Source organism: Allobosea sp. NPDC055332 (assembly GCF_053645455.1).
In genome coordinates, this window is sequence record NZ_JBSHMO010000002.1 from 373,392 (window position 1) to 398,428 (window position 25,037).

The 25,037-nt window shown below is 66.9% G+C and carries 22 protein-coding genes; 16 read left to right on the plus strand and 6 right to left on the minus strand.

Annotated elements, in window-relative coordinates; genetic code table 11:
• The first annotated feature begins 8 nt into the window (after positions 1-8).
• Entirely contained in the window at positions 9-476 is a 468-nt protein-coding gene (locus ACWIGM_RS10400) for a hypothetical protein (protein ID WP_454025867.1), read from the plus strand.
• A 415-nt stretch (positions 477-891) separates the two neighbouring features.
• Here ACWIGM_RS10400 and ACWIGM_RS10405 read toward each other — a convergent pair whose 3' ends face one another.
• Complete coding sequence (locus tag ACWIGM_RS10405; protein ID WP_454025868.1) at positions 892-1,533, minus strand: helix-turn-helix domain-containing protein; 642 nt, start codon at positions 1,531-1,533, stop codon at positions 892-894.
• Positions 1,534-1,776: 243 nt separating this feature from the next.
• Here ACWIGM_RS10405 and dapA point away from each other — a divergent pair, with 243 nt between their 5' ends.
• The 8 genes from dapA (at position 1,777) to ACWIGM_RS10445 (ending at position 10,045) form a co-directional block, all read left to right on the plus strand.
• Positions 1,777-2,676 (plus strand): 4-hydroxy-tetrahydrodipicolinate synthase, encoded by a 900-nt coding sequence (gene dapA, locus ACWIGM_RS10410; protein WP_454025869.1) that lies wholly within the window; start codon positions 1,777-1,779, stop codon positions 2,674-2,676.
• 14 nt (positions 2,677-2,690) lie between these two features.
• A complete protein-coding gene (locus tag ACWIGM_RS10415) occupies positions 2,691-4,118 on the plus strand; it encodes an FAD-binding oxidoreductase (protein WP_454025870.1) in 1,428 nt (475 codons plus the stop codon).
• Positions 4,119-4,239: 121 nt separating this feature from the next.
• Positions 4,240-5,088: a transporter substrate-binding domain-containing protein gene (locus ACWIGM_RS10420; RefSeq protein WP_454025871.1), complete on the plus strand. Its 849-nt coding sequence runs from the start codon at positions 4,240-4,242 to the stop codon at positions 5,086-5,088.
• Positions 5,089-5,190: 102 nt separating this feature from the next.
• Positions 5,191-5,856, plus strand: coding sequence for an amino acid ABC transporter permease (locus ACWIGM_RS10425; RefSeq protein WP_454025872.1), 666 nt, complete (start codon positions 5,191-5,193; stop codon positions 5,854-5,856).
• Positions 5,857-5,860: 4 nt separating this feature from the next.
• A complete protein-coding gene (locus ACWIGM_RS10430; protein WP_454025873.1) occupies positions 5,861-6,628 on the plus strand; it encodes an amino acid ABC transporter ATP-binding protein in 768 nt (255 codons plus the stop codon).
• An 8-nt stretch (positions 6,629-6,636) separates the two neighbouring features.
• Positions 6,637-7,914: an NAD(P)/FAD-dependent oxidoreductase gene (locus tag ACWIGM_RS10435; protein ID WP_454025874.1), complete on the plus strand. Its 1,278-nt coding sequence runs from the start codon at positions 6,637-6,639 to the stop codon at positions 7,912-7,914.
• On the plus strand, positions 7,911-8,879 hold the full coding sequence (locus tag ACWIGM_RS10440; protein ID WP_454025875.1) for an ornithine cyclodeaminase family protein: 969 nt from the start codon (positions 7,911-7,913) through the stop codon (positions 8,877-8,879). Before ACWIGM_RS10435 ends, ACWIGM_RS10440 begins: the two co-directional genes overlap by 4 nt.
• Positions 8,876-10,045 (plus strand): alpha-hydroxy acid oxidase, encoded by a 1,170-nt coding sequence (locus ACWIGM_RS10445; protein WP_454025876.1) that lies wholly within the window; start codon positions 8,876-8,878, stop codon positions 10,043-10,045. The genes ACWIGM_RS10440 and ACWIGM_RS10445 overlap by 4 nt, the downstream gene beginning before the upstream one ends.
• A gap of 36 nt (positions 10,046-10,081) precedes the next feature.
• Here the strand turns inward: ACWIGM_RS10445 and ACWIGM_RS10450 are convergent, their stop codons facing one another.
• From ACWIGM_RS10450 to ACWIGM_RS10465, 4 genes are all read right to left on the minus strand, one after another.
• Positions 10,082-11,236: an NAD(P)/FAD-dependent oxidoreductase gene (locus tag ACWIGM_RS10450; RefSeq protein ID WP_454025877.1), complete on the minus strand. Its 1,155-nt coding sequence runs from the start codon at positions 11,234-11,236 to the stop codon at positions 10,082-10,084.
• A complete protein-coding gene (locus ACWIGM_RS10455) occupies positions 11,233-12,597 on the minus strand; it encodes an FAD/NAD(P)-dependent oxidoreductase (RefSeq protein ID WP_454025878.1) in 1,365 nt (454 codons plus the stop codon). Before ACWIGM_RS10455 ends, ACWIGM_RS10450 begins: the two co-directional genes overlap by 4 nt.
• Positions 12,590-12,904: a (2Fe-2S)-binding protein gene (locus tag ACWIGM_RS10460; protein WP_454025879.1), complete on the minus strand. Its 315-nt coding sequence runs from the start codon at positions 12,902-12,904 to the stop codon at positions 12,590-12,592. The genes ACWIGM_RS10455 and ACWIGM_RS10460 overlap by 8 nt, the downstream gene beginning before the upstream one ends.
• A gap of 90 nt (positions 12,905-12,994) precedes the next feature.
• The gene (locus ACWIGM_RS10465; protein ID WP_454025880.1) at positions 12,995-13,819 is read right to left on the minus strand and encodes an IclR family transcriptional regulator; all 825 of its coding nucleotides are present in this window, start codon (positions 13,817-13,819) and stop codon (positions 12,995-12,997) included.
• 121 nt (positions 13,820-13,940) lie between these two features.
• On the opposite strand from ACWIGM_RS10465, the gene ACWIGM_RS10470 reads away from it, so the two are divergent.
• The 6 genes from ACWIGM_RS10470 to ACWIGM_RS10495 all read left to right on the plus strand — a co-directional run bounded on the left by ACWIGM_RS10470 (position 13,941) and on the right by ACWIGM_RS10495 (position 21,319).
• The gene (locus tag ACWIGM_RS10470; RefSeq protein ID WP_454025881.1) at positions 13,941-14,714 is read left to right on the plus strand and encodes an enoyl-CoA hydratase/isomerase family protein; all 774 of its coding nucleotides are present in this window, start codon (positions 13,941-13,943) and stop codon (positions 14,712-14,714) included.
• 73 nt (positions 14,715-14,787) lie between these two features.
• On the plus strand, positions 14,788-15,855 hold the full coding sequence (locus ACWIGM_RS10475; RefSeq protein ID WP_454025882.1) for an ABC transporter substrate-binding protein: 1,068 nt from the start codon (positions 14,788-14,790) through the stop codon (positions 15,853-15,855).
• Between the two features lie 22 nt (positions 15,856-15,877).
• Positions 15,878-16,936 carry an ABC transporter ATP-binding protein gene (locus ACWIGM_RS10480; RefSeq protein ID WP_454025883.1) on the plus strand — a complete coding sequence of 353 codons (1,059 nt, stop codon included), beginning with the start codon at positions 15,878-15,880 and terminating at the stop codon, positions 16,934-16,936.
• Entirely contained in the window at positions 16,933-18,687 is a 1,755-nt protein-coding gene (locus ACWIGM_RS10485; protein WP_454025884.1) for an ABC transporter permease subunit, read from the plus strand. The genes ACWIGM_RS10480 and ACWIGM_RS10485 overlap by 4 nt, the downstream gene beginning before the upstream one ends.
• Positions 18,688-18,699: 12 nt before the next feature.
• A complete protein-coding gene (locus ACWIGM_RS10490; protein WP_454025885.1) occupies positions 18,700-20,235 on the plus strand; it encodes a class I adenylate-forming enzyme family protein in 1,536 nt (511 codons plus the stop codon).
• Between the two features lies 1 nt (position 20,236).
• Positions 20,237-21,319: a hypothetical protein gene (locus tag ACWIGM_RS10495; protein ID WP_454025886.1), complete on the plus strand. Its 1,083-nt coding sequence runs from the start codon at positions 20,237-20,239 to the stop codon at positions 21,317-21,319.
• 110 nt (positions 21,320-21,429) lie between these two features.
• Here ACWIGM_RS10495 and ACWIGM_RS10500 read toward each other — a convergent pair whose 3' ends face one another.
• Positions 21,430-22,446, minus strand: a complete 1,017-nt coding sequence (locus ACWIGM_RS10500) for a cupin domain-containing protein (protein ID WP_454025887.1) — start codon at positions 22,444-22,446, stop codon at positions 21,430-21,432.
• Between the two features lie 199 nt (positions 22,447-22,645).
• On the opposite strand from ACWIGM_RS10500, the gene ACWIGM_RS10505 reads away from it, so the two are divergent.
• Positions 22,646-25,012 carry a xanthine dehydrogenase family protein molybdopterin-binding subunit gene (locus ACWIGM_RS10505; RefSeq protein ID WP_454026970.1) on the plus strand — a complete coding sequence of 789 codons (2,367 nt, stop codon included), beginning with the start codon at positions 22,646-22,648 and terminating at the stop codon, positions 25,010-25,012.
• Positions 25,013-25,037: the final 25 nt, after the last annotated feature.

Below are 25,037 nucleotides of genomic sequence, written 5' to 3' on the forward strand. Positions count from 1 at the left end.
TGTCATCGATGGGAGAAGGGGTGGTCTTTTCGGGCAAGCTGGCCGCAGCTTCGCAGCTGAGCGAGATGCCATTGCCGCAGGGCGGGGTACGCCTCGAACTGATCCCCGGCCAGAGCACAGTGCTGGTTGCGGAGAAAGTAAAACCGCGCCGATTTTTTACCTATGACACCGGCTCGAAAACGACGCTCTTCGTCGATCTCGGGCCGAGTTTTGATCCGCAGCGCGAGGTATTCGTCCTTGAGCAATTCCCCGCCGCCAGCCTGCAGATTGCCAGCATGCGCATCCTCTATCGCAGCCGACGGGCCAGCGGGCGGCTCGAATTGCGCAAAGGACTGAAGAGACAGTGGTTTGGCAAGGCGTTCGCCACATTCGACGTCAGCATCAACTTGCTGTTCGACGAGCCGCAGCTCGATCAGGCCGGGCTCGGCGCCGTGCCGGTCGATTGGCGGCTCTCGATCCCGGCCGATTTCGAATAGAGCGATTGACAACGCCGTAGGCGATGTCGGCCTGTGATCAGAGCTGACAGCTATCGAGTTTTGCCCGCGGCATTCCGATTGCTGCCGCGCGGCAGTTCAGCCGATTGGTGGAATGGCCGAGGGCCGTAACGGAATTATCCGCACTTCGGATGCGCGATGGTTCCCAGTCAGAGATCGGACGTCAAAGATTATCGCGCATCTGAAATGCGAGATAATCAGGCGGGGTATCGTCTGCATTTGACAGATCGAATGCCTTCAGCGACCGCTCCGGTTCGACAGGTCCAGATCTCGACGATGGTCCGACACGCGGCTGCAGTCAGCAGTGCAGCCATCAGCCCTCTGGACATGGCGTCCGTCGGCGTGTGTTTCGACCCTGCCCGCCCTGGCAGGACGGGGCGCCGCCCGTTCAGGGGCCTCAGAGGTCGACGAGAACCCAGAGGACCACGGCGTTTGTCGGGCCCTTCGACGTCCAAGTGTGCTCGGTGGTGGCATCGTAATAGACCGAGTCGCCCTTGTTCAGCTCGAGCGGCTCATAGAGCCGGCTGTGCACCACCAGTGTGCCTTCGAGCACCGTCACGAAGATCTCCGCCTCCGATTTCGCCCAGGCCGCGTATTCATCGGGCGAGCGCGCCGTCACCGTCGTCAGGATCGGGGTCGCACGCTTGTTCTTGAGATCGGCGCAGAGCAGGACGTTGTTGCAGGTTCCGGTGGTGTGCTTGCTGCCGCTGCCGGCCCGGCTGATGCTGCGGCGCCCGGCGAAGCTCACCGGATTAACCTCATCCTCGGCCGAGAGGAGCGTCACCAGCTCGACCTCCAGCCCGTGCGCGATGCGCTGGATCGTCGAGATCGTCGGCGACAGCTCATTGCGCTCGATCTTCGAGAAGGCCGAGGCCGACACGCCCGTCATGGCGCTGACATCCTGAAGCGTCAGGCGGCGGCTCTTGCGCAGCTTGAGCAGGCGCGCGCCGATATCGACCCCGCGCGCCTCGTCGCCATTGCGCGAGGCCTCCGGCGCCTCGGACGTATCGCCTCGTTCCGCCAACGAGATTTCCGGCATGCGACTTCTCTCCGCCAAGGGCCTGGGGCGCCCCTGCTCTGTCATAGTCATGCGCGGCAGGGATGAAAAGGGAGGGCTGGTATCTTCATGCGCGAAATTTCTTATACGACATTTTTTGTACCTTTGTGTTGACAATGCTGGATTCGTGAAACACGCTTCGTTTCAAGGACGCGCCGGCCATGGACCGAGCGTGATTGACGGGAGACGATGCGCGAGACGGCGCATCGCGGCAGGGATGCTTCGATGACACTGACCCAGGACAAGCTGAGCGGCCTCTACACCGCGATCGTCACGCCGCTCACCGCGGACGGCGCCGTCGACATCAAGGGCCTGCAGGAGCTCGTCCGCTTCCAGCTCCGCGCCGGCGCAGCCGGCGTCGTGCCGATCGGCGGCACCGGCGAGTATCCGGCCTTCTCCCGCGACGAGCGCCGCGCGATCGTCGCCGCCTGCGTCGAGGCCGCCGACGGCAAGCCGGTCATTCCCGGCGTGCTCTCCACCGGTTTCGAGGATGCGCTCGAGGCCGGGCGCGACTTCGCCGCTGCCGGCGCGGCCGCCGTCATGACCGTGACGCCCTATTACGCCCCCGGCACGCAGGATGGCATGCGCGCCTATTTCCGGCGCTATCGCGACGCACTCGACCTGCCGGTGATGCTCTACCAGATCCCGCGCCGCACAACGGTCTCGGCCTTCGCCGACACCGTCCAGGCGATGGCCGAGGACGGCTCGATCATCGGCATGAAGTATTCGTCCTACGACATGCCGGATTTCATCCGCACCGTGAAATACGCCGGCGACAAGATCGCGATCCTCTCCGGCGAGGAACCGCTCTTTGCGACCCATGTCGCGCTCGGCGCCCGCGGCGGCGTGCTCGCCTCGGCCACGATCTACCCGAAGATCTGGATCGAGATCTTCGAGCTCGCCCGCCAGGGCAAGCTCAAGGAGGCGCTGAAGCTGCAGGACAAGATCGATCCGGTCGTCGACTCGATCTATGTCGAGACCAATCCCGGACCGCTGAAGGAGTACATGGCACTGGCCGGCATGCCCGTCGGCGGCGTGCGGTTGCCGCTGCTGGGACCGAGCGCCGAGACGATGGCCAAGCTCAGGGTCGCTGCCGAGCAGGCGAAAGCCATCAGCCTCGCCTGAGCGGAGACCGGGTCGTGATCGAGAAACTTCGCAGCATCGTCGGCGAGAAGGGGCTGATCACCGATCCGGCGGAGATGGAGCCGTGGATCACCGATTGGCGCCAGCGCCGGCGCGGCCGAGCGCTTGCGGTGGTCCAGCCGGCCTCGACGCAGGAGGTTTCCGCCGTCGTCGCGCTCTGCGCGGCGGAGGGTCAGCCGGTCTTTCCGTTAGGCGGCAATACCGGGCTGTGCTTCGGCGCCGTGCCCGAAAGCGCCCGCCAGGACAAGCCCGGCATCGTCATGTCCCTGCGCCGCATGAACCGTATCCGCGCCATCGACCGCGCCACGGGGATTGCGACCGTCGACGCTGGCGTCGTGCTCGGTGATCTCCACAATTCCGCGATCGAGGCCGGGCGGCAGTTCCCGCTGCATCTCGGCAGCGAAGGCAGCGCCCAGATCGGCGGGCTGATCTCGACCAATGCCGGTGGCACGGGCGTCGTCCGCTACGGCCCGATGCGCGATCTGGTCGCCGGGCTGGAGGTGGTGCTGGCCGACGGGCGCGTGCTCACCGATCTCGCCGCGCTGCGCAAGGACAATACCGGCTACATGCTGCGCCATCTCTTCATCGGCGCGGAAGGCACGCTGGGCATCATCACCGGCGCGGCACTCAGGCTGCACCCGCAGACGCCGAACACGGCCCATGCCTGGGTCGCGGCAGCCGATCCGGCCGCGGCGGTTGCGCTGCTCGCGGCGCTGCAGGACCGTGCAGGCTCCTATGTACAGGCCTTCGAACTGGTCTCGGCTTCGCAGTTCGAGCTGGTACGACGCCATGCGGAACGTGTTCGTTTCCCCTTCGCAGAGATCCCAGCCTGGTCGGTCCTGATCGAGCTCGGCAGCGAGGACGCGACCACCGCACTCCCCGCCATTCTCGAAGAGGTCGTCGGCGCGGCGCTGGAGCGCGGCGAAGCTCTCGATGCCGTCGTCGCGACCTCCGAGCAGCAGGCCTCGGAGTTCTGGCACATCCGGCATTCGGTATCCGAGGCCAACAAGAAGGAAGGCATCGGCATCGTCCTCGACGTGGCCGTGCGCTCGTCGGACGTCGCACCCTTCATCGCCGCCGCCGATGTCGTCGCGGCCGAGCGCTATCCGCAGGCGGTGACGCAGGTCGTCTGCCATCTCGGCGACGGCAATGTGCACGTGATCCTGATGTTCCAGCGCGATTTCTGGGCTTCGCTGCCGGACGAGGACGCCTTCGCCCTCGAAGTCGAGCGCGCGATCCACGACGTCGCCGCTCGCTTCGGCGGCACCTTCAGCGCCGAGCATGGCGTCGGGCGCAAGCTGACGGAGGAACTGGAGCGCCTCGCCGATCCGCTGCGCTACGAGCTGATGACCAAGGTCAAGGCGCTGTTCGATCCGCAGAACCTGATGAATCCGGGCGTCCTGCTGGCGCCGAAAGCCGCCTGAGGACGACGATATTGCGCTGCAGCCCTCGGTGAGGGGTTGCAGCTCACGAAAGCCCGCCGGGGAAGCGGGGCCTGCTCACCGACAAGACGAGGTTGCACCTCATGACAACGGGAGAAAGACCATGACGACACGCAGGGATCTGGCAGGGCTCATCGGCGCCGGCGCGGTCGCCGCCACCGCTCTCACATTGAGCGCCAGCAGGGCGGAGGCGCAGGCCGCGGCCAAGAACACCTTCGACCGCGTCGTCGCCAACAAGAAGTTGCGTCTCGGCGCCGTCACCTCCTCGGCGCCCTGGTTCGTCAAGGATCCGGCGAGCGGCAAGTGGGGTGGCCACTTCTATGCGATCGGCGCGGCGCTTGCCGCCGATATGGAGGTCGAGCTCGAGCTCGTCGAGACGACCTGGGGCAATGCGGTGCTCGATCTCCAGGCCGACAAGATCGACATCATGTTCGGCCTCAACCCGACGCCGAAACGCGCCATGGCGGTCGACTTCTCCACCACCGTCTACGACAGCGCCCTGGTGGTGATCGCCAGGTCCGGCTTCGAGCCGAAGAGCTGGGCCGACATGAACAAGCCCGAGGTGAAGATCTCGGTGGACGTCGGCTCGGCGCATGACCAGATCGCCAGCAAGCTCTGCCCCAAGGCGCAGATCACGCGCTTCAAGACCATCAACGAGGCCATGCTCGCGCTGCGCAGCGGCCGCGTCGATGCGCAGTGCATCTTCTGGATGGGCGGCGTGCGCGCGGTGAAGGCCGATCCGGCGCTCGGCAAGGTGATCGTGCCGCAACCCTTCTTCGGCTCGACCTCGAATGCCGCCTTCCGCCGCGAGACCGACAAGACCTGGCGCGATTTCGTCAACACCTGGATCGTCTATGCCCGCGGCCTCGGACTGGTGCGCGAGGCCGTGATCACGAGCCTCGACCAGGTCGGCGTCACCGCTGACGACCTGCCGCCCGGCATCACGCTCTGATCGTTTCCTGGCGTCCCGCGGTTGGCGCGGGACGCCCTCTGATCGCATTCCTGCTAACGGCCTCGTGCGCGAGGCCGCGAGCCGCATGCCAACGGGGTGGGCATGGACTACACTTGGAACTTCGACATCGTCTGGAGCTATCGCTGGATCTTCCTGACCGGGACCGGCGTGACGATCGGCATCACGATCGCGGTCGTGGTGCTCGGGCTGATCGCGGGACTCATCGCCGGCATCGCCCAGCTTTCGCGCTCGCCGGCTCTGCGCTGGCTGTCCTGGGCCTATATCGAGATGTTCCGGCTCACCCCGCTGCTCGTGCTGCTGCTGTGGTTCTACTATGCGCTGCCGATCATGACGGGCATCAAGCTCGACGCGGTGACAGCCTCGATCGTCACCCTGACCCTCTATGGCGGGTCGTTCTATGCCGAGATCATCCGCGGCGGCATCGTCTCGATCGAGCCTGGCCAGTCGGAAGCCGGACTGGCGCTGGGCATGACGCCGGCGCGGGTGATGCGCCGCATCGTGCTGCCTCAGGCCATCAAGCGGATGATCCCGCCGCTGATGAACCAGTCGATCATCCAGTTCAAGAACACCTCGCTCGTCTCGGTACTGGCGGTGCCGGACCTGCTCTACCAGGGCCAAGTGGCGGCGATGGACACCTATCGCGCCCTCGAGGTCTACACGGTGATCGCCGCGATCTACGTCGTCGTGCTGCTGCCGCTGACGGCGATCGTCAAACGGGCCGAAAAGCGGCTCTCCCAGAGCAATTGAGGCGATGGCGATGAGCTACAAGATCGAGGTCTCCGGCCTGCGCAAGAGCTTCGGCTCGCTGACGGTGCTGCGCGACATCAACCTCAGGGTCGAGTCCGGCCAGGTCGTGGCACTGATCGGGCCTTCCGGCTCCGGCAAGTCGACCCTGCTGCGCTGTCTCAACCTGCTCGTCATGCCCGAAGGCGGGAATGTCCGGATCGGCAAGGACAGCTTCGCCTTCGGCGACGGCTCGAAGCTGCCGGCAGTGCGCGAGCAGGCACGCTTCCGCTCGAACACCGGGATGGTGTTCCAGCACTTCAACCTCTTCCCGCACATGACGGTGGTCCAGAACGTCATGGAGGGGCCGATCTCGGTCAAGGCGATGCCGAAGCCGCAGGCCGACGAGCTCGCGCGCAGACTGCTCGCCAAGGTCGGGCTCAGCGACAAGGTCGACGTCTTCCCCAACAAGCTCTCGGGCGGCCAGAAGCAGCGCGTCGCCATCGCGCGTGCGCTCGCCATGGAGCCGGAGGTGATGCTCTTCGACGAAGCGACCTCGGCGCTCGACCCGGAGCTCGTCGGCGAGGTGCTCGGCGTGATGCGCGATCTTGCCGCCGAGGGCATGACCATGATCATCGTCACCCATGAGATCGGCTTCGCCCGCGAGGTTGCCGACCGCGTCGTCTTCATGCGCGACGGCGTCATCGTCGAGGAGGGCCCGGCGCGCGAGGTGATCGGCGAGCCGAAGCAGGAAGCGACCAGGGCGTTCCTCAGCCATTTCCACAACCGCGGCTGAAGCAGCGCATGCCGAAGCAAGAGCCTCTGACTGTCGCAGTCATCGGCGCCGGCATCGTCGGGCTGTGTGCCGCGCTGGAGATCCAGCGTGCCGGCCATCATGTCCAGCTGATCGAGCCGGGCGAGGCCGGTGGGCGGCAGGCGGCCTCCTATGGCAACGCGACCTGGATCAACCCAGGCGCTATCATGCCGATCTCGCTGCCGGGTCTCTGGCGCAAGGTGCCGGGCTTCCTCTTCGATCGAACCGGGCCTTTCACGATACGCTGGCGTGACCTGCCGGGGCTCGCCGGCTGGCTCGCGCAATTCGTCGCGGCTGGTCGCGATTGGGACCGCATCGAGGTCTGCGCGCGGCAGCGCTACCCGCTGTGCCGGGACACGGTCAGCTCCCATGAGAGCTATGCCGCCGAAGCCGGCGTCGGCCAGCTGATCCGGCAGGAAGGGCTGATCTATGTCTATCCGGACCGGAACGCCTTCGCCGCGGAGAGCCGCGTCTGGTCGATGCGCCGGGATTTCGGCATCCGCTTCAGCGAGGTCGAGGCATCCGAGCTGCGTCGCCTGCAGCCGGAGCTGTCGCCAGCATACCGTTTCGGCGCCCGGCTGGACGATGCCGGCCAGATCGCCGATCCCGGCGCCTATTGCGCGGCGCTGGCGCGCCTCCTGACCGAGCGGGGCGCCGAACGCATCGCTGCCCGCGCGCTCGCCTTCGACATTGCCGGCGGGCGATTGCGGGCTGTTGTCACCGACCGGGGGACTATCGCCTGCGATCGCGCCGTCATCGCAGCCGGCATCGGCTCCGGCGCCCTGGCCGGGCTCGCCGGCGATCGCGTGCCGCTGATCGCCGAGCGCGGCTACCATGTCGTCATTCCCGATCCGGGGGTCGAGCTCGGCGCTGGCCTGATGCCGTCCGACGGGCAGATGGGCGTGGTCTCGACACCGCAGGGATTGCGTCTTGCCGGGCAGGTCGAGCTCGCCGATCCCGCCGCCCCTCCCGACTGGCGCCGGGCCGAGATCCTGCTGGGCTATGCCCGAAAGATGTTTCCCGAGCAGGCGGAACGCTTCGATGCCACCCGGGTGGACCGCTGGATGGGCAACCGCCCGTCGACGCCCGACGGCCTGCCCTGCATCGGCCCGGCCTCGGCATCGAGCGACATCGTGCATGCCTTCGGCCACGCCCATACCGGACTGACCCAGGCTCCGGCGACGGCAAGGCTTGTGGCGGCGCTGATCGACGGGCATGAACCGCCCTTCGATCCTGTTCCCTATTCCGCACGGAGATTCGCCCGATGAGCGAGCACCTGCTCTATCTCTCGCGCAGCGATGTGAAGGCGCTCGCGATCGATCCCGGCCAGGCGCGCGAAGCCGTCCTCCAGGCCTTCCGCGACCATGCCGCAGGCACGAACCGCAGCCTGCCCAAGAGCGCGCTCACGCTTGGCCCCGGCCACGGTTTTCAGGCGATGACCGCAGCCTCGCAATCGGACGGCGTCGCAACCCTGAAATGGGTCTCGATGGCGCCGGTCGCCCCGGACAGCCCGGTTCCGGGCATCAACGCCCTGATCTGCGTCAGCGACTATGAAACCGGCGCGCCCCTTGCCGTACTCGACGGCGACGAGATCACGCTCGTGCGCACCGCTGCCCTTTCGGCGGCGGCCGCCGCGCGCCTGGCGCCACGCGCGCCCACGACCATCGGGTTCGTCGGTTGCGGGCTGCAGGCCTACGCCCATCTTTCCGCCTTCCTCGATCTCTACCCCGGCCTGACCACTGCCCTGGCGCTGAGCCGCAGCCGGTCGTCGGCGGAGCGCTTCGCGCAAGCCACCTCCGAGCGCGGCCTCGCGAGCGAGATCGTGACGGATGCAGCCACCCTGCTCCGCCGCAGCGACATCGTCATCTCGATGGTGCCGGGCGCACCTGGCCTGGAGCCCTTCCTCGACGCCCGTCTGATGCAGCCGAACGCCTTCGCCGCAGCCGTCGACATCGGGCGCAGCTGGATTCCGGCGAGCCTGCCCGCCTTCGACGTGCTGGCGACCGACAGCCTCGCGCAGTCGAAGGCACCCTACGACGTCGATGGCAATCCGGTGACGACCGTCACCTTCGGCCATGACCTTGTCGAACTCGCCGACGCCGCCCATCCCACGGCACACAGAATGCGGTCCTTCTTCTGCTTCCGCGGCTTCGCGCTGGCCGATCTCGCCCTCGCCCATCTCGTCGTCGGCCGTGCCCGCGAACGCGGCATTGGAACCGTGCTGCCACGATGACCGCCAAGCCTGCCTTCGGCCATATCCTGAACGTCGCCGATGCCCGCCGCGCCGCCGCGCGCCGCCTGCCGCGCGGGCTGTTCGAGTATATCGACCGCGGCAGCGAGGACGAGACCGCGATCGCGGCGAACCGCAGGCAGCTCGACGCGATCCGGCTTGCCCCCAAGGTCCTGGTCGATGTGTCGCGGCCATCGACGGAGGCCGAAATCCTCGGCCATGGCTTGCCGCTTCCGCTGGTCGTCGCGCCCACGGCGGTGGCCGGCCTCGTCTGGCATGATGGCGAGATCGCGCTCGCGAAGGCTGCCGCCGGAATCGGCATCCCCTTTTGCGTCGCGACGCAATCGATCACCACGATCGAGCGCATCGCCGGGGAGTCCGGCGCCCGGCTCTGGTTCCAGCTCTATGTCTGGAAGAACCGGCAGCGGATGCTGGGCCTGCTCGAGCGGGCGTGGGCGGCGGGCGCGGAAACCCTCGTGCTCACGGTCGACACCGCCGTCGGCCCCAACCGGGAGTACAACATCCGCAACGGCTTCGGCATTCCGCTCAGGGCATCCTGGCGCGCCGGGGCCGATGTCGCATTGCATCCGCGCTGGGCGGTCGGCGTGATGCTGCGGGCGCTGGCGGCGGGCGGCGTGCCGACCTATGCGCACTACCCCGAGGAATTTCGCACGAAACTCGGCCGGGCTGCGCTGTCCGACGAGGTCGCCCTGGCGGCGGATGTCACCTGGGAGGATGTGAAGCTGCTGCGACGGCATTGGCGCGGCAAGCTCGTGCTCAAGGGCATTCTGCGCGTCGACGATGCGCTGGCGGCAGCTTCGCATGGCTGCGACGCCATCGTCGTGTCGAACCATGGCGCCCGCAATCTCGATTGCGCGCCAGGGCCGACCGAGGTGCTGCCGGCCATCGCCGCTGCGGTCGGCGAGCGCATCGAGATCCTGGCGGACAGCGGGGTGCGCCGTGGCGCGGACATCGCGCGCTTTCTCGCGCTGGGAGCGAAAGGCGTCATGGTGGGGCGGGCTCCACTCTTCGGCCTCGCGATCGGTGGGGCTGACGGCGCGAAGCGTATTGTCGACCTCCTCGCCACAGAACTTCGAACTACGATGGGTTTCCTGGGCACGCCGCGGTTAGCGGACCTGCCAGCCACCATTCCAAGACCCGATCAATAGCAGACGGACGCTCTGCATCGGCAAGAAGCCGGACCGTCAGTCGAACTCTCTGCGGAATTTTTCGCTGACTGTCGCAGCTGTGCGGAAGCGAGCGATTGAAAAGGGCTCCAGTGGCGTCTGTGTCGCTCCGTCGACGATCATTTCGCTGAGGCAGAGCCCGACGCCGGGGCCGATCTGGAAGCCGTGGCCGCAGAAGCCGAAGGCATGGAACAGATTGGGCGTCGTCCCGCTCGGGCCGATCACCGGGATCATGTCGGGCAGATAGGCCTCGATGCCGGACCAGACGCGGATGACATGGCATTGCGCGAGCATGGGCACGACGCGCGCCAGCGCCCGCATCGCCGCGAGCGTCTTCGCGGGAGGCACCGGCGCCCGGTTGTTCACGGGATCCGCCGCAGTGCGTGGATAGCCGGCCAGGATGATGTTGCCGCGGGGGATCTGCCGGAAGATCACCGAGCCGTCGATCGCCTGGACGGAAGGTCCGATCAGATAGGGAAACGGCTCGGTCACGAACTGAGGCGGTCCGGCGGGGAAGACCGGCGCCGTTTCGCCAAATGTCTCAGCGATCTCCAGTGCCCAGGCGCCAGCGCTGTTGACGAGAGCGCCGCAGCTCAATCGTTCGCCATTGGCCAGCGTCAACATGAAGCCATCGCCAGCACGATCGACTGCGCTGACGCGCGTATTCTCGCGGATGACGGCCCCGTGCCTTGCGGCGGCGCGCGTCACCGCGGGCGTGGCCAGGCGCGGATTGGCGGTGGCGTCGCGGCCCGAGAAGGTTGCCGCGATCGCGCCTTCACCGAGCCAGGGCCAGCGCCGCTTGAGCTCGGCGGGTCCGATGCGCTCGATGGCAAGCCCGTAGGATTCGGAGACCTGCGCATAGCCTTCGAGTCTGGCCTGCTCCTCGTCGTCATAGGCGAGATAGAGATGGCCGGTCTGCTCGAACTCGCAATCCTCGCCGATCAGCGCAGCGAAATCCTCCCAGAGCGCCTGGGAGCGCAGGGAGAGCGGATACTGGCCGGGAAAGCGTCCCTGCAGGCGCAGGTTTCCAAAATTGACACCGCTCGACTGGGCGCCGATGACGCCTTTCTCGAGCAAGATGACACGCTGCCCCCGCCGAGCAAGGAAGAAGGCAGTCCATGCGCCGATCAGTCCGCCGCCGATGATCGCGACATCCGTCGTGCGCTCGCTCATGCCAGATCACCGGCTGCGGCGAGCGCGATCGGCTTGACCGGAGCCTGGCCGCGCAAGCGTCCTGCAGCAGCGCCATCACCGCCGATCTTCGCCGCCACGATCTCCTGCAAGGCCGGACCGCAGACGCGGCCCTGGCACCGGCCCATGCCACAGCGCGTCATCGCCTTGACCCGGTTGACCTCGAGCGGGCCGAGCTCCGTGCTCATTGCAATTCGAACCTCGCCGACCGTCACGTTCTCGCAACGGCACAGCGTGACGGAATCGGGCAAGGCGGCGATCTGCGCCACCGGCCAGGCAAAGGCGCGCGCCAGGCCGCGCTGGAAAGCACGCAGGCGCTCGACCTTGCGAGCCAGCCGCCTCGCAGCGTCGATATCCTGCGGCTGGCCGAGATCGGCGAGGATCGCGTGGGCGGCGAGCGCGCCACTCGCTTCGGCTGCGTCGGCACCGCCGATCCTCACCCCGTCGCCAGCGAGATAGAGATCGGGGCCCGCCCGGCCCATGCCATCGATCTTCGGCAGGAACAGCCTGTAGTCCGGGTCAAAGGCGAACTCAGCCCCGGCGAGATCGGCGAGCTGTATTTCCGGCTTCAGGCCATAGCCGAGCGCGACCGCGTCGCAGGCGAAGCGCCGCTCGCGGCCTTGCGCGTCGCGCAGCAGCACAGCCTCGACACGGCCCTCCCCCTCGATGGCGATGGGTGTCACGCCATGCAGCATCTGCGTCCCGGCGCGCAGCGATGCGCCCATATACCAGAGGCCGCGAGCCAGGGTGCGCGGGGCGCGCAGCAGCTCCGGCAAGGCAGCCAGCTTGGCCAAGAGCGGCGTCGTATCGGCGATCACGGCGATGTCCGCGCCCATCTCGCGATATTGCTTGGCGGCCAGTGCCAGCAGCGGCGATGAGCCCAGGAAGGCGACGCGGCTGCCGATCAGGCAGCCCTGATCCTTCAGCGCCACCTGCGCCCCACCGAGCGTGAACACGCCGGGCAAGGTCCAGCCGGGCAGCGGCGCCGCCCGGTCCATCGCCCCGCTGGCGATCAGCAGCTTGTCGAAAGCGAGCATCTCGGCCCGCCCCTCCTGCAGCAGGTGCAGGGTGTTGCCGTCGACGGCCCAGACCAGCGTCCGGGGCCGATAGTCGATCCCTGGCTGCAAGGCGGCGAAGCGGCGATGCAGTGCGGCGTACTTGCCGGCCTCCGAACCCATCAGCCGGTCCATGTCGAGCGCCAGGCCCTCGGCTGGCCGGCGATAGCCTTGCCCTCCGGCTCGCGCTCCCTCGTCGATCAGGACCGGCCTAAACCCTTTCGCGGAGAGCGTTTCGGCCGCGCTGATGCCGGCCGGGCCAGCTCCGACGATGACGATGTCAGCCATGAAGCCCGGCCATTGGCTGCGGCTCGGCGAACAGGGTCATGCCGTCGGCGACCTCGGTGGTGCAGGCCCTGAGCCGGCCACCTTCCGCGCTCCAGACCCAGCAATCCTGGCAGGCACCCATCAGGCAGAAGCCGGCCCGTGGTTCACCACCGAACTCCAACCGCCGGATCAGGGCGCCGCTCTCCAGCAGTGCCGCCAAGACGCTGTCGCCGGTCGTCGCCCGGATGGCCGCGCCTTCGAAGCTGAGTGTCACCTGTCGTCCCGCGCGGGCCGCGACACGGCGGAACTGGGCCTTGGAAGCGTCCATCCCGATCCAGTAGTTTTATCTCAATGCGATAATAGTTCTCGAATATTGATAACTGACTCGGCTGCCTGTCAAGCGCCGGGTCCGCTCGGCTCAGACGCGGGAGATGGCGTGCGCGGTGGCGATGACGAGCGAGGAAAAGCGCGCGATGACCTCGGCATGGCTGAAGCGCGAGGTCGACGTGGCGATGTTCACGGCCCCTTCCGGGCGGCCGTGATGATCGACAACGACCGCAGCGATCGAGGCATCGCCGAGATAGACCTCCTCGAAGGCGGTGGCGTAGCCCTGCGCCGCGGACTGGCGCAGCTTCTCGCGCAGCGCATCGCGCCGCCAGGTCGTCGAGGGTGTGTGCGCCTTGAGGTCGGAGGCGTCGATGATCGCCATCGCCTCCTCTTCGGGCAGCCGCGACAGCATGGCGATGCCGGGCGCGGTGCAATAGGCCGGCATCCGCGTGCCGATGATGACGTCGGTGTTCAGCACATGGCGGCTGAGGAAGCGTGAGACGAAGATGATCTCCGGCCCCTCGCGCACGGTGAGATTGACCGTCTCCTCGGTCTCCTTGCTGAGATGCATGAGATAGGGCATCGCCCGGTCGAGCAGGCGGCTGCTGCGGACGAAGTGGTAGCCGAGATCGAGCGTCTTCGCCGTCAGCTCGAAGCGCTTGGTCTGCGCGTCCTTGCGCAGATAGCCGAGCCTGGTGAGCGTGTGGGTGAAGCGCTGCGCGGCGCTGACGTCCATCCCCGTCTCGGACGCGACCTGCGACAGGTTGAGCGTCTGATGCTGGCGGCCGAAGGCCGAGAGCACCCGGAACGCCTTCTCGACCGAATTGACCATCAGCGCGTCGTCCTTGCGCACGGCCTCTTCGCCTGCCGCGGCTGCTCGCTTGCGGCCATTCTGTCTCGGTTCGAGCGTCGTCATCGGGGCCTGTTCTCCTGCCGCGATCAATGGCTGTGACCAGCAGCCTTGACAAGGTGAGCCTTTCGCGCAGAATATTCAATAGAAGTTATTACATTGTAATAAATACTCATCGGAGGGCGGTATGAAGGATTCTGTTCTGGTCGAGGTTCGTGGCGCGGTCGGCATTCTGACCCTCAACCGCCCGCAGATCCTCAACGCCTGGAACGCGCCGATGCGGTCCCGCCTCGTCGAGGGCCTCGACGAGCTCGAGGCGAACGATGCCGTGCGCGCCATCATTCTCACCGGCGCCGGCGACCGCGCCTTCGGCGCCGGCCAGGACCTCAACGAGACCAAGACCTTCGATCCCGACCGTGCCGAATTGTGGATGGGCGAATGGGAACGCCTCTATGACCGTATCCGCTCGCTCTCGAAGCCGATCATCGCGGCGCTGAATGGCGTCGCCGCCGGCTCGGCCTTTCAGGTCGCGCTGCTCTGCGACCTGCGCATCGGCCATGACGGCGTCACCATGGGCCAGCCCGAGATCAACTCCGGCATCGCCTCCGTGACCGGCCCCTGGATCATGCGCGAGATGATCGGGATCGCCCGCACCATCGACCTGACCCTGACCGGGCGGATGATGGACGCCGACGAGTGCTACCGGATCGGCCTGATCAACCGGGTCGTGCCGAAGCAGAAGGTGATGGAGGCGGCTCTTGCACTGGCAGAGGAACTCGCCGGAAAGCCGCCCGTCGCCATGCGCCTCAACAAGGCCCGCTTCCGCGAGGTCACGGAGCAGAGCTTCCGCGAATGCCTCACCGCCGGCATCCGCAATCAGCGCGAAGCCTACGGCACCGGCGAGCCGGCGCGGATGATGGAGCAGTTCCTCGCCGTTCGCGCCGCGCGCAAGAGCGCCTGACGAGACGACGCAGCTGACGATCTGATCACCCACGGGGAAATGCGGAAAACCGCTCAAAAAAGGGGAGAAGACCATGACGAAACGACCAACGGAGCCGACCCGCCGTACCATGCTGCAGCTCGCCGGTGGGGCCGCCGCCGGTGCGATCGCCGCGCCGCATCTGATCGGCAGCGCACGGGCCGCGACCCAGATCACGGTCGCCGATCCCGGTGGTCCCTTCGGCCCGGCCTTCCGCAAGGCCTTCTACGATCCCTTCGAGAAGGCGACCGGCAACAAGGTCGTCAACGTCGCCCGCGAAGCGGAGCCGACCGCGCAGTTCAAGGCGATGGTCGAGACCAAGTCTTATACCTGGGACGTCTGCACGCTGACGCTCTCGGCCCGCGACATCCTGAAGGCGCAGGGCCTGCTCGATCCGATCGGCTTCGCGCATGCCGATGTGCCCAAGCTGATGCCGCAGGCGATCTCGCCGGAATTCATGGGCACGGACGTCTACTCGACGATCTTCGCCTACCGCACCGACCGGGTGAAGAACGCTCCGGCGAGCTGGGCCGATTTCTTCAACGTCGAGAAGTTCCCCGGGCGGCGCGCCCTGCGCAAGAACCCGATCGACACGATCGAGCAGGCGCTGCTCGCCGACGGCGTGCCGCTCGACAAGCTCTATCCGCTCGATATCGACCGCGCCTTCAAGGTGCTCGACAAGATCAAGCCGCATGTCGCGGTCTGGTGGACCGGCGGCGCGCAGTCGACCCAGCTGCTGCAGAGCGGCGAAGTCGACATGCTGCCGGGCTGGAATGCGCGCCTGCAGGCCGCGATCGACGGCGGCACGCCGGCCAAGATCGTCTGGAACCAGGGACTCTACTCGATCGAGGGCTGGGGACTGCCGAAGGGTGGGCCGAAGGCCGATGTCGCCCGCCAGTTCATCCGCTTCTGCTCGGATCCGAAGGCGCAGGCCGCCTTCACCGACGCCCTCGCCTATGGGCCCACCAATCTCGACGCCTACCAGACGATCGGCGCCGAACGCGCCAAGGTGCTGCCGACCTCGCCCGAGAACCTGAAGCAGATGGCGATCGCCAATGAGGATTGGTGGAGCGCCAACCGCGCCAAGGTCACCGAGCGCTTCAACGCCTGGCTCCTGACCTGACGCCATGGCGACGAGCGCAGAGGTGCCAGCGACCGAACCGACGACGGGCAAGCTCGTCATCGAGGGCCTGTGCAAGCGCTATGGCGCGACCACGGCCCTCGAGCCGAGCTCGCTCAGCGTTCCCGAAGGCGAGTTCCTGACCTTGCTGGGCCCCTCGGGCTCCGGCAAGACGACCCTGCTGCAGCTGATCTGCGGACTGGTCGAGGCGAGCGAAGGGCGCGTCGTGATCGACGGACGCGACCAGTCGAACACGCCGGTCCATCAGCGCGACATCGGCCTCGTCTTCCAGCATTACGCGCTGTTTCCGCATCTGACGGTGGCGGAGAACATCGCCTTTCCGCTCAAGATGCGGGGGCGCCCGAGCTCTGAGGTTGCCAAGCGCGTCGCGGCGACGCTGGAGATGGTCCATCTCGGCCACCTCGCCGGGCGCTTCCCACGCGAATTGTCCGGCGGTCAGCAGCAGCGCGTCGCGCTGGCGCGCTGCTTCGTCTACCAGCCCTCGATCATCCTGATGGACGAGCCGCTCGGCGCCCTCGACAAGAAACTGCGCGAGCACATGCAGATCGAGATCAAGCGCCTGCACCGCGAGAGCGGCGCGACGATCGTCTACGTCACGCATGATCAGGAAGAGGCGCTCGCCATGTCCGACCGCATCTGCCTGATGAATCACGCCAGGATCGAGCAGCTCGGCACGCCGCGCGAGATCTACGAGCGGCCGCGCACCGCCTTCGCCGCCGATTTCATCGGCATCTCCAACATCTTCCGCGGCCGCTGGGACGGCAATGGCGCGATCGACACTGCCCATGGCCGTTTCGCCCTGCCGAGCGGTGCGCGCTGCCAGAGCAAGGAGGCGGCCCTCGTCATCCGGCCGGAGAACCTGCGCCTCGGTGCGCGGGACGGCAACGCCGTGAACGGGCGTGTCTGCGAAGTCGTCTATGCCGGCTCGGAGACGCGCGTCATCGCCGCGCTCGACGACGGCAGCCAGCTCGTGCTGCGGCTGGGACCGGACGATGCCGTGCCCGCAATCGACGAGGCCATCATCGCCGGCTGGTCGCGCGACAAGGCGGTGCTGGTCGCATGAGCGCGGTGCCCCTCAGCGGCGCGCCGGCGCGCTCGGCCAGGCTGCGTTTCGGCGCGCTCTGGCTGGCGGTGCCCGGCCTGCTCTTCCTGGCCGTGTTCTTCGTCTATCCGGTGGCGCAGCTCCTCGGCCTGAGCGTCGTCGATCCCGAGAGCAAGGCGTTCTCGACCGGCGCTTACGAGCGCATCGCCGCGACCGACGTCTATCTGCGCGTGCTCGGCATCACCTTCCGCATCGCTGGCTGGACGGCGGTCTGGTCGCTGCTGATCGGCTATCCGCTCGCCTACTGGCTGGCGCGCCTGCCCGACATGTTCCGCGGGCGCATGCTGCTCTTCGTCATGGTGCCGTTCTGGACGAGTTATCTCGTCAAGACCTTCGCCTGGATGATCGTGCTCGGGCGCAGCGGCATCATCAATTCCCTGGCGACCGGCTCCGGCCTCGTCGACCAGCCCTTGCCGCTGCTGCACAACGAGTTCGGCGTCATGGTCGGCATGGTCCATGCCATGGTTCCGCTGGCGGTGATGACCATGCTGCCGGTGATGACCGGCATCGACCGCCGCCTCGTCCAGGCAGCGCAGACGCTCGGCGCTGCGCCGGCACGCGCCTTCTGGCTGGTCTATTTCAAGCTCTCGCTGCCGGGCGTCGCAGCAGCCGGCCTGCTCGTCTTCATCTCCTCGCTCGGCTTCTTCATCGTGCCGGCCTTCCTCGGCGGTCGCCAGCAGACGATGCTGGCGCAGCTGATCATCACGCAGGTGCAGGAGCTGCTGAACTGGTCCTTCGCCGGCGCGCTGTCCGCATTGATGCTCGCCGCCGCCCTCGTCTCCTGCGTGATCTACGACAGGCTGTTCGGGCTCTCGACGATCGCCGGCGGCTCCGCGCAGGTCGGCACCGGGCGCATCCGCGACCTCGGCCTGGCGATCCTCGGCACTGTCGCTGCCACGGCAGCCAGGCTGGGCGCACTCGCCCAGGCGCTGCTCGGCAAGCGCATTTGCGCGATGCTGCTGCCCGGTTTCTGCTGGCTGGTCATCGCCTTCCTGGTGCTGCCGACGCTGCTGGTCATCCCGCTCGCCTTTACCTCCTCGCAATTCCTGGAGTTCCCGCCGCCGGGCTATGGGCTGAGCTGGTTTCAGACCTATTTCAGCTCGCCGCTCTGGATCCAGGCGACGATCCGCTCCTTCGCCGTCGCCTTCGTCACGGCCATCGCCGCAACCGCGATCGGCGGCTTTGCCGCGCTGGCGCTGGCCAATAGCCGGACGCGCTGGGCGGGACTGATCTTTGCCTTCTTCCTCGCGCCGATGATCGTGCCGCGCATCGTCATCGCGGTCGGGCTGTTCTATCTCTTCGCGCGGCTCGGCCTGATCGCCACCGATCTCGGCCTCGTCATCGGCCATACCGTGCTGGCGATCCCGTTCACGCTGGTCACCATCGCCGCCGTGCTCAAGACCTATGACCAGCGCCTCGACCAGGCCGCGGCGACGCTCGGCGCCAACCGGGTGCGGACGCTGACCGGCGTCACCATCCCGCTGGTGAAGGGCGGCCTCGTCGCCGCCTTCCTCTTCGCCTTCATCACCTCCTTCGACGAGCTGACCATCGCGATCTTCGTCTCGGGCGGCATCAAGACGACGCTGCCTAAGCAGATGTGGGACGACATGATCCTGCAGCTCAACCCGACGCTGGCGGCGGTCTCCGTCGTCGTCTTCGTCGTGGTGACGGCAATGCTGCTCATCGCGGAACGCTTCCGCTCTTCCTCCTGACCGACAGCGACCATGACGATCCCTGACGACGACGGCTTCGTGAGCCTTCTGACAGTGCGTGCCGCAGAGGAGCCGGGGCGCGTCTATGCGCGCTTCTGCGGCGAGCCGCTGACCTATGCCGGGCTCGAGCGGCGCTCGGCCGCCTTCGCCGCGCATCTGAGAACGCGCGGGATCGTCGCTGGCGACAGGGTCGCCGTGATGATGCGCAACTCCATCGCCACGATCGCGGTGGTCTTTGGCCTTGCGCGTGCCGGTGTCGCGTGGGTGCCGGTCAATGCGCAGCAGCGCGGCGAAGGGCTTCGCTACCTGCTGACGCACTCGCGGCCGCTCCTCGTCGTCGCCGATGCGGATCTGGTGCCGCAGATCGAGGACGTGATGGCGCCTGAGGCAAAGCTGCCGCTCCTCGCCCATGCGCCCGGCGGAGAGCTCGACGCTATCCTCGATGGCGCCGGACGCTTCGAGGAGTCCTCCCCGCCCGCCGATGCGGTCTTCGCGATCATGTACACCTCCGGCACCACCGGGCGGCCGAAGGGCGTGATCGTCTCGCATCGCATGCTCCGGCTCGCCGCGGAGAGCGTGGTGAGGCTATCCGATGCGCGGCCAGCAGACGTCTTCTTCGTCTGGGAGCCGCTCTATCATATCGGCGGCGCTCAGCTGCTGCCGCTGCCGATGATCCGCGGCGTCACGCTCGCCATGGTCGAGCGCTTCAGCGCCAGCCGCTTCTGGGACCAGGTCCGGGAGGAAGGCACGACCCATATCCACTATCTCGGCGGCATCCTGCAGATCCTGCTCAAGCAAGCGCCATCGCCGCGCGATCGCGAGCATGGCGTGCGCATCGCCTGGGGCGGAGGTTGCCCGCCCGACATCTGGCCGCAGTTCGCCGACCGCTTCGGCATCGACATTCGCGAATGCTACGGCATGACGGAGGCCTCCAGCCTGACGACCTGCAATGTGACCGGAGTGCCGGGCTCCGTCGGCCGGCCGCTGCCCTGGTTCACGGTGAAGCTGCTCGATACCGACGGCCGGCTGGTGCCTCCCGGCGAGCGCGGCGAGATCGTGATCGAGACCAGCATCCAGGGCGCGATCTTCCCCGGCTATCTCGACAACCCCGAGGCGACCGCGAAGACTCTGCGCCAGGACGGTTTCTATACCGGCGATCTCGGTTCCTTCGATGCCGACGGCAATCTCTACTTCCATGGGCGAATGACCGACAGCGTGCGCTGCCGGGGCGAGAACGTCTCGGCCTGGGAGGTCGAACACGTCGCGGCAGAGCATGAAGCGGTCGAGGATTGCGCGATGATCGGCGTCGCCGCGGATGTCGGCGAGCAGGACATCAAGCTCTTCGTCAAGCCGCGCGGCGACGCCATCATCGATCCGCAGGCGCTTTCCGGCTGGCTCGGACAGCGTCTCGCTCCCTACCAGAACCCGCGCTACATCGCCGTCGTCGTCGAGTTCGAGCGCACGGCGAGCCAGCGCATCATGAAGCACAAGCTCTCGCCCCGGCTCGACGATTGCTGGGACCGGGCCGCCATCGCGACGAGGGTCTGACATGGCCGGCTGCGACATCCTGATCTCGGGCACCGGCGGCTTTGCCGCGCGCATTGCCTTCGACATCGCCGCGACGGCCGAGGATTCCGTAGAGATCGTCATCGCCGGGCGCAATCGCGAGTGGCTGAACTGGCTGCGCACCGCGGCGAACGCCCGCGCGGTGCTATTCGGCAAGAAGGCGCGCTTCAGGACGCACGCGATCGACCTGCTGGCGCCCGATGCGTCCGATGACCTGCTGACGGCGACCGACCCGCGCATCGTCGTGCAGGCGGCCTCGATCCAGACTTCGCAGGTGATCGCCCAGAGCGGCAATGCCTGGACGCGGCTCGTGGCCGAAGGCGGCCTCAGCGCCACGGCGGTCTTCCAGGCCCTGATCAGCTCGCGCGTCGCGGCCGCGATCAGCCGCAGCGGCAAACCCGTGACGCTGGTCAATTGCAGCTTCCCGGATGTCGTCAACGGCATCATCACGGCGCTCGGCCATGAGGTCGCCTGCGGCATGGGCAATGTCGCGATCCTCTCCAACGTCTTTGCCGGCTCCGCCGCCACCCCGCCGGGAGCCGAGGTCAAGGTTCTCGCCCATTACCAGAACCTCGCCGCCTGGCGCCGCCTCCCCAAGGAGCGTGGCGGGCGGGCGCCGCGCGTCTGGCTGGATGGCGCGGAGGCCGAAGATGTCTATGGGCGTTTCGCCGATATCCAGCTCACACCCGAACCGGTCATCGAGATCTCGGGCGCAAGCGGTGTACCGATGCTGCTCGCCATGGTGGCCAGCCGCCCCTGGCGCGGGCACGCCCCTGGCCCGAACGGCCTGCCGGGCGGCTATCCGGTCAGGCTGGCCGGAACGGCGATCGAACTCGAGCTCCCCGTCGGATTGACGCAGGCTGAAGCGGTCGCCTGGAATGCCTCCTTCGAGGAGCAGAATGGCCTGATCGTCTCCTCCGACGGTTGGATCACGTTCACAGGCATTCTGGGCACCAGGCTCTGCGAACATGTTCCCAGCCTTCGCATGGGGTTTGCGGCACGGGAGCTGGAATCGATCTGCGACGAACTGCTCGAGCTACGCGCTGCGCTGATGCGCGCGGCCTAGGCAAAGCTCGCATCCACGCGGGCACCATGTTCGATGGCCGCGAGCGCCTGCGTCCGGGTCACCGCAAAGGCCACGTCTGCGGAGGGTGCTCCAAGGCAATTTCCAGTTGCCTATCGTGGCGTTGCTGTTGTCGTGCCGATCTCGAGCACGACAACCTCGCAGACCTCCTCGAGCGCGGTCGGACAACGCTCGACGCCGTGCGGCACGACGATGAACTCGCCTTCCTCGATGACCTCGTCGCGGTCGCGGAACTGCATCAGCAACCGGCCCTTGTGAACGAAGAAGACCTCGTCCTCGCGGCTGTTGAAATGCCAGCCGGCCTCGCCCTCGAATTTGGCGAGCTTGATCTGCAGATTGTTGACGGATGCGGCAAGCCGAGGCGGCCAGCTGTCGGAAAACTGCCCGAAAGCGCTCTCCAGATTCTCCTTGCGAAACGGCGAGATGTGCCGGTTGAGCATCGCGACGTCACGGATGATCGTCTTCAGCTGGCTTGGCACATCGCTGCCATCGGCCGGATATTTTCCGTCGAGTGCGGCCGTGCCGATGGTGAAGCCTGCCGCCCCGGCCTGCTTCAAGGCTTCGATGCGGCCCGGAGTGTCGATCGATCCGGCCACATAGACCGGCTTCGATACCGCCGAGCAGACGGCTTCGATCAGCGCCGGGACATTCTCATGCGAGCGATAGGCCAGGAGATCGAGGCCGTGCACGCCCTCGCGTGCGGCCATAGCCTGCGCGCTGGCGACGATTTCGTCGATGCTGCCCTCCAGCACGCTCGGATGTCCGGAGATCGTGCCCGGGAACGGGCAGTACTGGATCGTCGTGCCGGCGATGATCGGCAGCACGTCGTCGACCCTCGTCCCGCCGAGGAGAATGTCGATGCCGATCTCGACCGCAGCCTTTGCCGACGCGATCTCGCTGTCGCGATCGAGTGAAACGACCTCGAGATAGGACGTCGCGCCGCCAGCCCTGATGGCCGTGTTGAGCGCTTTCAGCGTGTCGAGCGGCAGGCCGATGTCCTTGAAGCCGATATGCCGGACGCCAAGAGCCAGAGCCGTCCGAAGCTGCTCCATCGCATCGCTGACCGTCCGGTCGTTGCGGGTGAGCATAAAGATGAAGCGAAGGCCCATCAGGACACCTGTTCCGTTCTTTCGGACTGCGCGGCAACGCGCCGCGATGCGTTGGCAATTATGCTGGCTCAATCAGCGAGTTTCGCAACCGCTGGACGCTGGGCGGGGCTGCAGTCGGCGCTCTTTCAGCGGATCGAACAGCCGCCCTATCAAGGAAATCCTGATTTCCTTGTTTCGTTTCACCCACGGCCGGTCCTCGATGAACTCCAGCGCTTCCCGTGACAGCGATCTCATGGCCTCGGTCGGGATCGGTCAACCTGTGCCACGCAGAGAGGACGCGATCCTCGTGCAGGGGCACGGGCGCTACACGGACGATCTGAACGTCGAGCGGCAGCTCTTCGCGGCCTTCGTCCGCAGCCCACATGCCCATGGCCATCTGCGCACTGTCGATACGGCAGAGGCTCGCGCAATGAAGGGTGTCGTCGCGATCTACACCGCAGCGGACCTCGACGGCCACGGTTACAATGCGATCGTGACGCCGATCGCTGTGCCAGGCCGCGATGGTGCGCCGATGAGGAGGCCTCAGCGCGCGGCGCTCGCGGCCGACAAGGTCCGCTTCGTCGGCGACCCCGTCGCAATGGTGGTCGCTCGCACCGCCGATCAGGCCCGCAACGCTGCCGAAGCGATCACGCTCGACATCGACGTCCTGCCTGCCGTCACCGATGCCGAGCAGGCGCTGAAGGCCGGCGCACCGCAGCTTTATGACGATGTCGCCGGCAACCTGATCGTCGATTTCCAGTCCGGCGACGGCGAGAAGGTCGCTGCGGCCTTCGCCGAAGCTGCGCACATCGCCCGGGTGCGGATCGTCAACAACCGCGTCGTGGTCAACCCGATCGAGCCGCGCAGCGCCATTGCGAGCTTCGATGGCAAGTCGAAGCGCTACACGCTGCAGGCGCCGAGCCAGGGTGCCTTCGGCATGCGCAACAACCTGGCCGCGGCCATGGGGGTGAAGCCAGCCGAGATGCACTTGATGACAGGTCATGTCGGCGGCTCGTTCGGCATGAAGGCCTCGGTGTTTCCCGAATACGTCACTCTCCTCCACGCAGCCCGCATGTTGAAGCGGCCGGTCAAATGGACCGATCAACGATCGGAGAGCTTCGTCTCGGATCATCATGGGCGCGACATGGTTTTCGAGGCCGAGCTGGCTCTCGACGCTCGCGGTCGCTTCCTGGCGACGCGTTTCACCGGCGTCGCCAACATGGGCGCCTATCTCACTCCGGTCGGCGCCATGATGCCGACGGCGAATATCGGGAAGAACTCCGTCGGCATGTACCGGACGCCGCTCGTCGAGGTCCGGACGCGTTGCGCGGTGACGAACACCCCGCCGATCGGCGCCTATCGCGGCGCGGGTCGCCCGGAGGGCAATTATTTCATGGAGCGCCTGATCGACACGGCCGCCCGCGATATGGGCATCGACAGCGCAAGCCTGCGGCGGCGCAACCTGATCCCGCCTGCCAGGCTGCCCTGGGCCACGCCGGTCGGGACGGTCTACGACAGCGGCGATTTCCCGGCGCTGTTCGAGCGGGCCCTCGAGGCGTCGGACTGGAAGGGATATGCCGGGCGACTGCGGGCAAGCCGGAAGGCGGGCTTGCTGCGCGGGCGTGGTATCGGCTGCTATCTCGAGGTGACCGCGCCACCGACGAACGAAATGGGCGGGATCCATTTCGAGCCGGACAGCAGCGTCAGCATCGTCACCGGTACGCTCGATTACGGCCAGGGACATTGGACACCCTTCGCCCAGCTCCTCACCAGCCAACTCGGCGTTCCCTTCGAGGCAATCAAGCTCGTCCAGGGTGACAGCGATCGGCTGATTGCCGGTGGAGGCACGGGCGGCTCGAAGTCGCTGATGGCGAGCGGCTCGGCGATCATCGAGGCGAGCGAGCTGGTCATCGAAAAGGGCAAGCTGCTCGCCGGTCATTTCCTCGAGGCCAATACCGCTGACATCGAGTTCGCGAACGGCCGCTTCACCGTCATCGGTACCGACCGCTCGATCGCGATCATGGACATCGCGGCGAGGCTGCGTGGCGGCACCGCGGTCCCATCCGACCTGCCCCAATCGCTCGACGTGGATCATGTCTTCAAGGCGGCACCTTCGGCCTATCCCAATGGCTGTCACATCGCCGAGGTCGAGATCGATCCCGAGACCGGGCATGTCGAGGTCGCGCGCTATGTCATGATCAACGACTTCGGCACCGTGGTGAACCCGATGATCGTGGAGGGGCAGCTCCATGGCGGCGTTGTCCAGGGCATCGGCCAGGCGTTGTTCGAGCGGACGGTCTATGACGAGAGCGGCCAGCTCCTCACCGGATCCTACATGGACTACGCATTGCCCCGGGCAGCGGATGTCCCGTTCTTCTCGTTCGTGAGCCGGGGGATGCCGACCCTCAACAATCGGGTCGGAGCCAAGGGTTGCGGGGAAGCGGGGTGCGCCGGCTCCCTGCCTTCGGTCATGAACGCTGTCGTCGATGCCCTGGCGCCGTATGGCATCAGGCATCTGGACATGCCCGCGACGCCTCAGGCGGTCTGGCGGGCGGTTCAGTTCGGGCGGATCGGATCGCTGGCTTAAGCCAGCGGGCGGTTGCTCCTGAAGG

Bases quoted from the DNA above. Each gene is read 5' to 3' on its own strand.
- ACWIGM_RS10505 (WP_454026970.1), top strand. From the start codon at position 22,646: ATGAACTCCAGCGCTTCCCGTGACAGCGATCTCATGGCCTCGGTCGGG.
- ACWIGM_RS10400 (WP_454025867.1), top strand. From the start codon at position 9: ATGGGAGAAGGGGTGGTCTTTTCGGGCAAGCTGGCCGCAGCTTCGCAG.
- ACWIGM_RS10495 (WP_454025886.1), top strand. From the start codon at position 20,237: ATGGCCGGCTGCGACATCCTGATCTCGGGCACCGGCGGCTTTGCCGCG.
- ACWIGM_RS10485 (WP_454025884.1), top strand. From the start codon at position 16,933: ATGAGCGCGGTGCCCCTCAGCGGCGCGCCGGCGCGCTCGGCCAGGCTG.
- ACWIGM_RS10450 (WP_454025877.1), bottom strand. From the start codon at position 11,236: ATGAGCGAGCGCACGACGGATGTCGCGATCATCGGCGGCGGACTGATC.
- ACWIGM_RS10405 (WP_454025868.1), bottom strand. From the start codon at position 1,533: ATGCCGGAAATCTCGTTGGCGGAACGAGGCGATACGTCCGAGGCGCCG.
- ACWIGM_RS10425 (WP_454025872.1), top strand. From the start codon at position 5,191: ATGGACTACACTTGGAACTTCGACATCGTCTGGAGCTATCGCTGGATC.
- ACWIGM_RS10490 (WP_454025885.1), top strand. From the start codon at position 18,700: ATGACGATCCCTGACGACGACGGCTTCGTGAGCCTTCTGACAGTGCGT.
- dapA (WP_454025869.1), top strand. From the start codon at position 1,777: ATGACACTGACCCAGGACAAGCTGAGCGGCCTCTACACCGCGATCGTC.
- ACWIGM_RS10430 (WP_454025873.1), top strand. From the start codon at position 5,861: ATGGCGATGAGCTACAAGATCGAGGTCTCCGGCCTGCGCAAGAGCTTC.
- ACWIGM_RS10500 (WP_454025887.1), bottom strand. From the start codon at position 22,446: ATGGGCCTTCGCTTCATCTTTATGCTCACCCGCAACGACCGGACGGTC.
- ACWIGM_RS10435 (WP_454025874.1), top strand. From the start codon at position 6,637: ATGCCGAAGCAAGAGCCTCTGACTGTCGCAGTCATCGGCGCCGGCATC.
- ACWIGM_RS10445 (WP_454025876.1), top strand. From the start codon at position 8,876: ATGACCGCCAAGCCTGCCTTCGGCCATATCCTGAACGTCGCCGATGCC.
- ACWIGM_RS10420 (WP_454025871.1), top strand. From the start codon at position 4,240: ATGACGACACGCAGGGATCTGGCAGGGCTCATCGGCGCCGGCGCGGTC.
- ACWIGM_RS10460 (WP_454025879.1), bottom strand. From the start codon at position 12,904: ATGGACGCTTCCAAGGCCCAGTTCCGCCGTGTCGCGGCCCGCGCGGGA.
- ACWIGM_RS10440 (WP_454025875.1), top strand. From the start codon at position 7,911: ATGAGCGAGCACCTGCTCTATCTCTCGCGCAGCGATGTGAAGGCGCTC.
- ACWIGM_RS10455 (WP_454025878.1), bottom strand. From the start codon at position 12,597: ATGGCTGACATCGTCATCGTCGGAGCTGGCCCGGCCGGCATCAGCGCG.
- ACWIGM_RS10470 (WP_454025881.1), top strand. From the start codon at position 13,941: ATGAAGGATTCTGTTCTGGTCGAGGTTCGTGGCGCGGTCGGCATTCTG.
- ACWIGM_RS10465 (WP_454025880.1), bottom strand. From the start codon at position 13,819: ATGACGACGCTCGAACCGAGACAGAATGGCCGCAAGCGAGCAGCCGCG.
- ACWIGM_RS10475 (WP_454025882.1), top strand. From the start codon at position 14,788: ATGACGAAACGACCAACGGAGCCGACCCGCCGTACCATGCTGCAGCTC.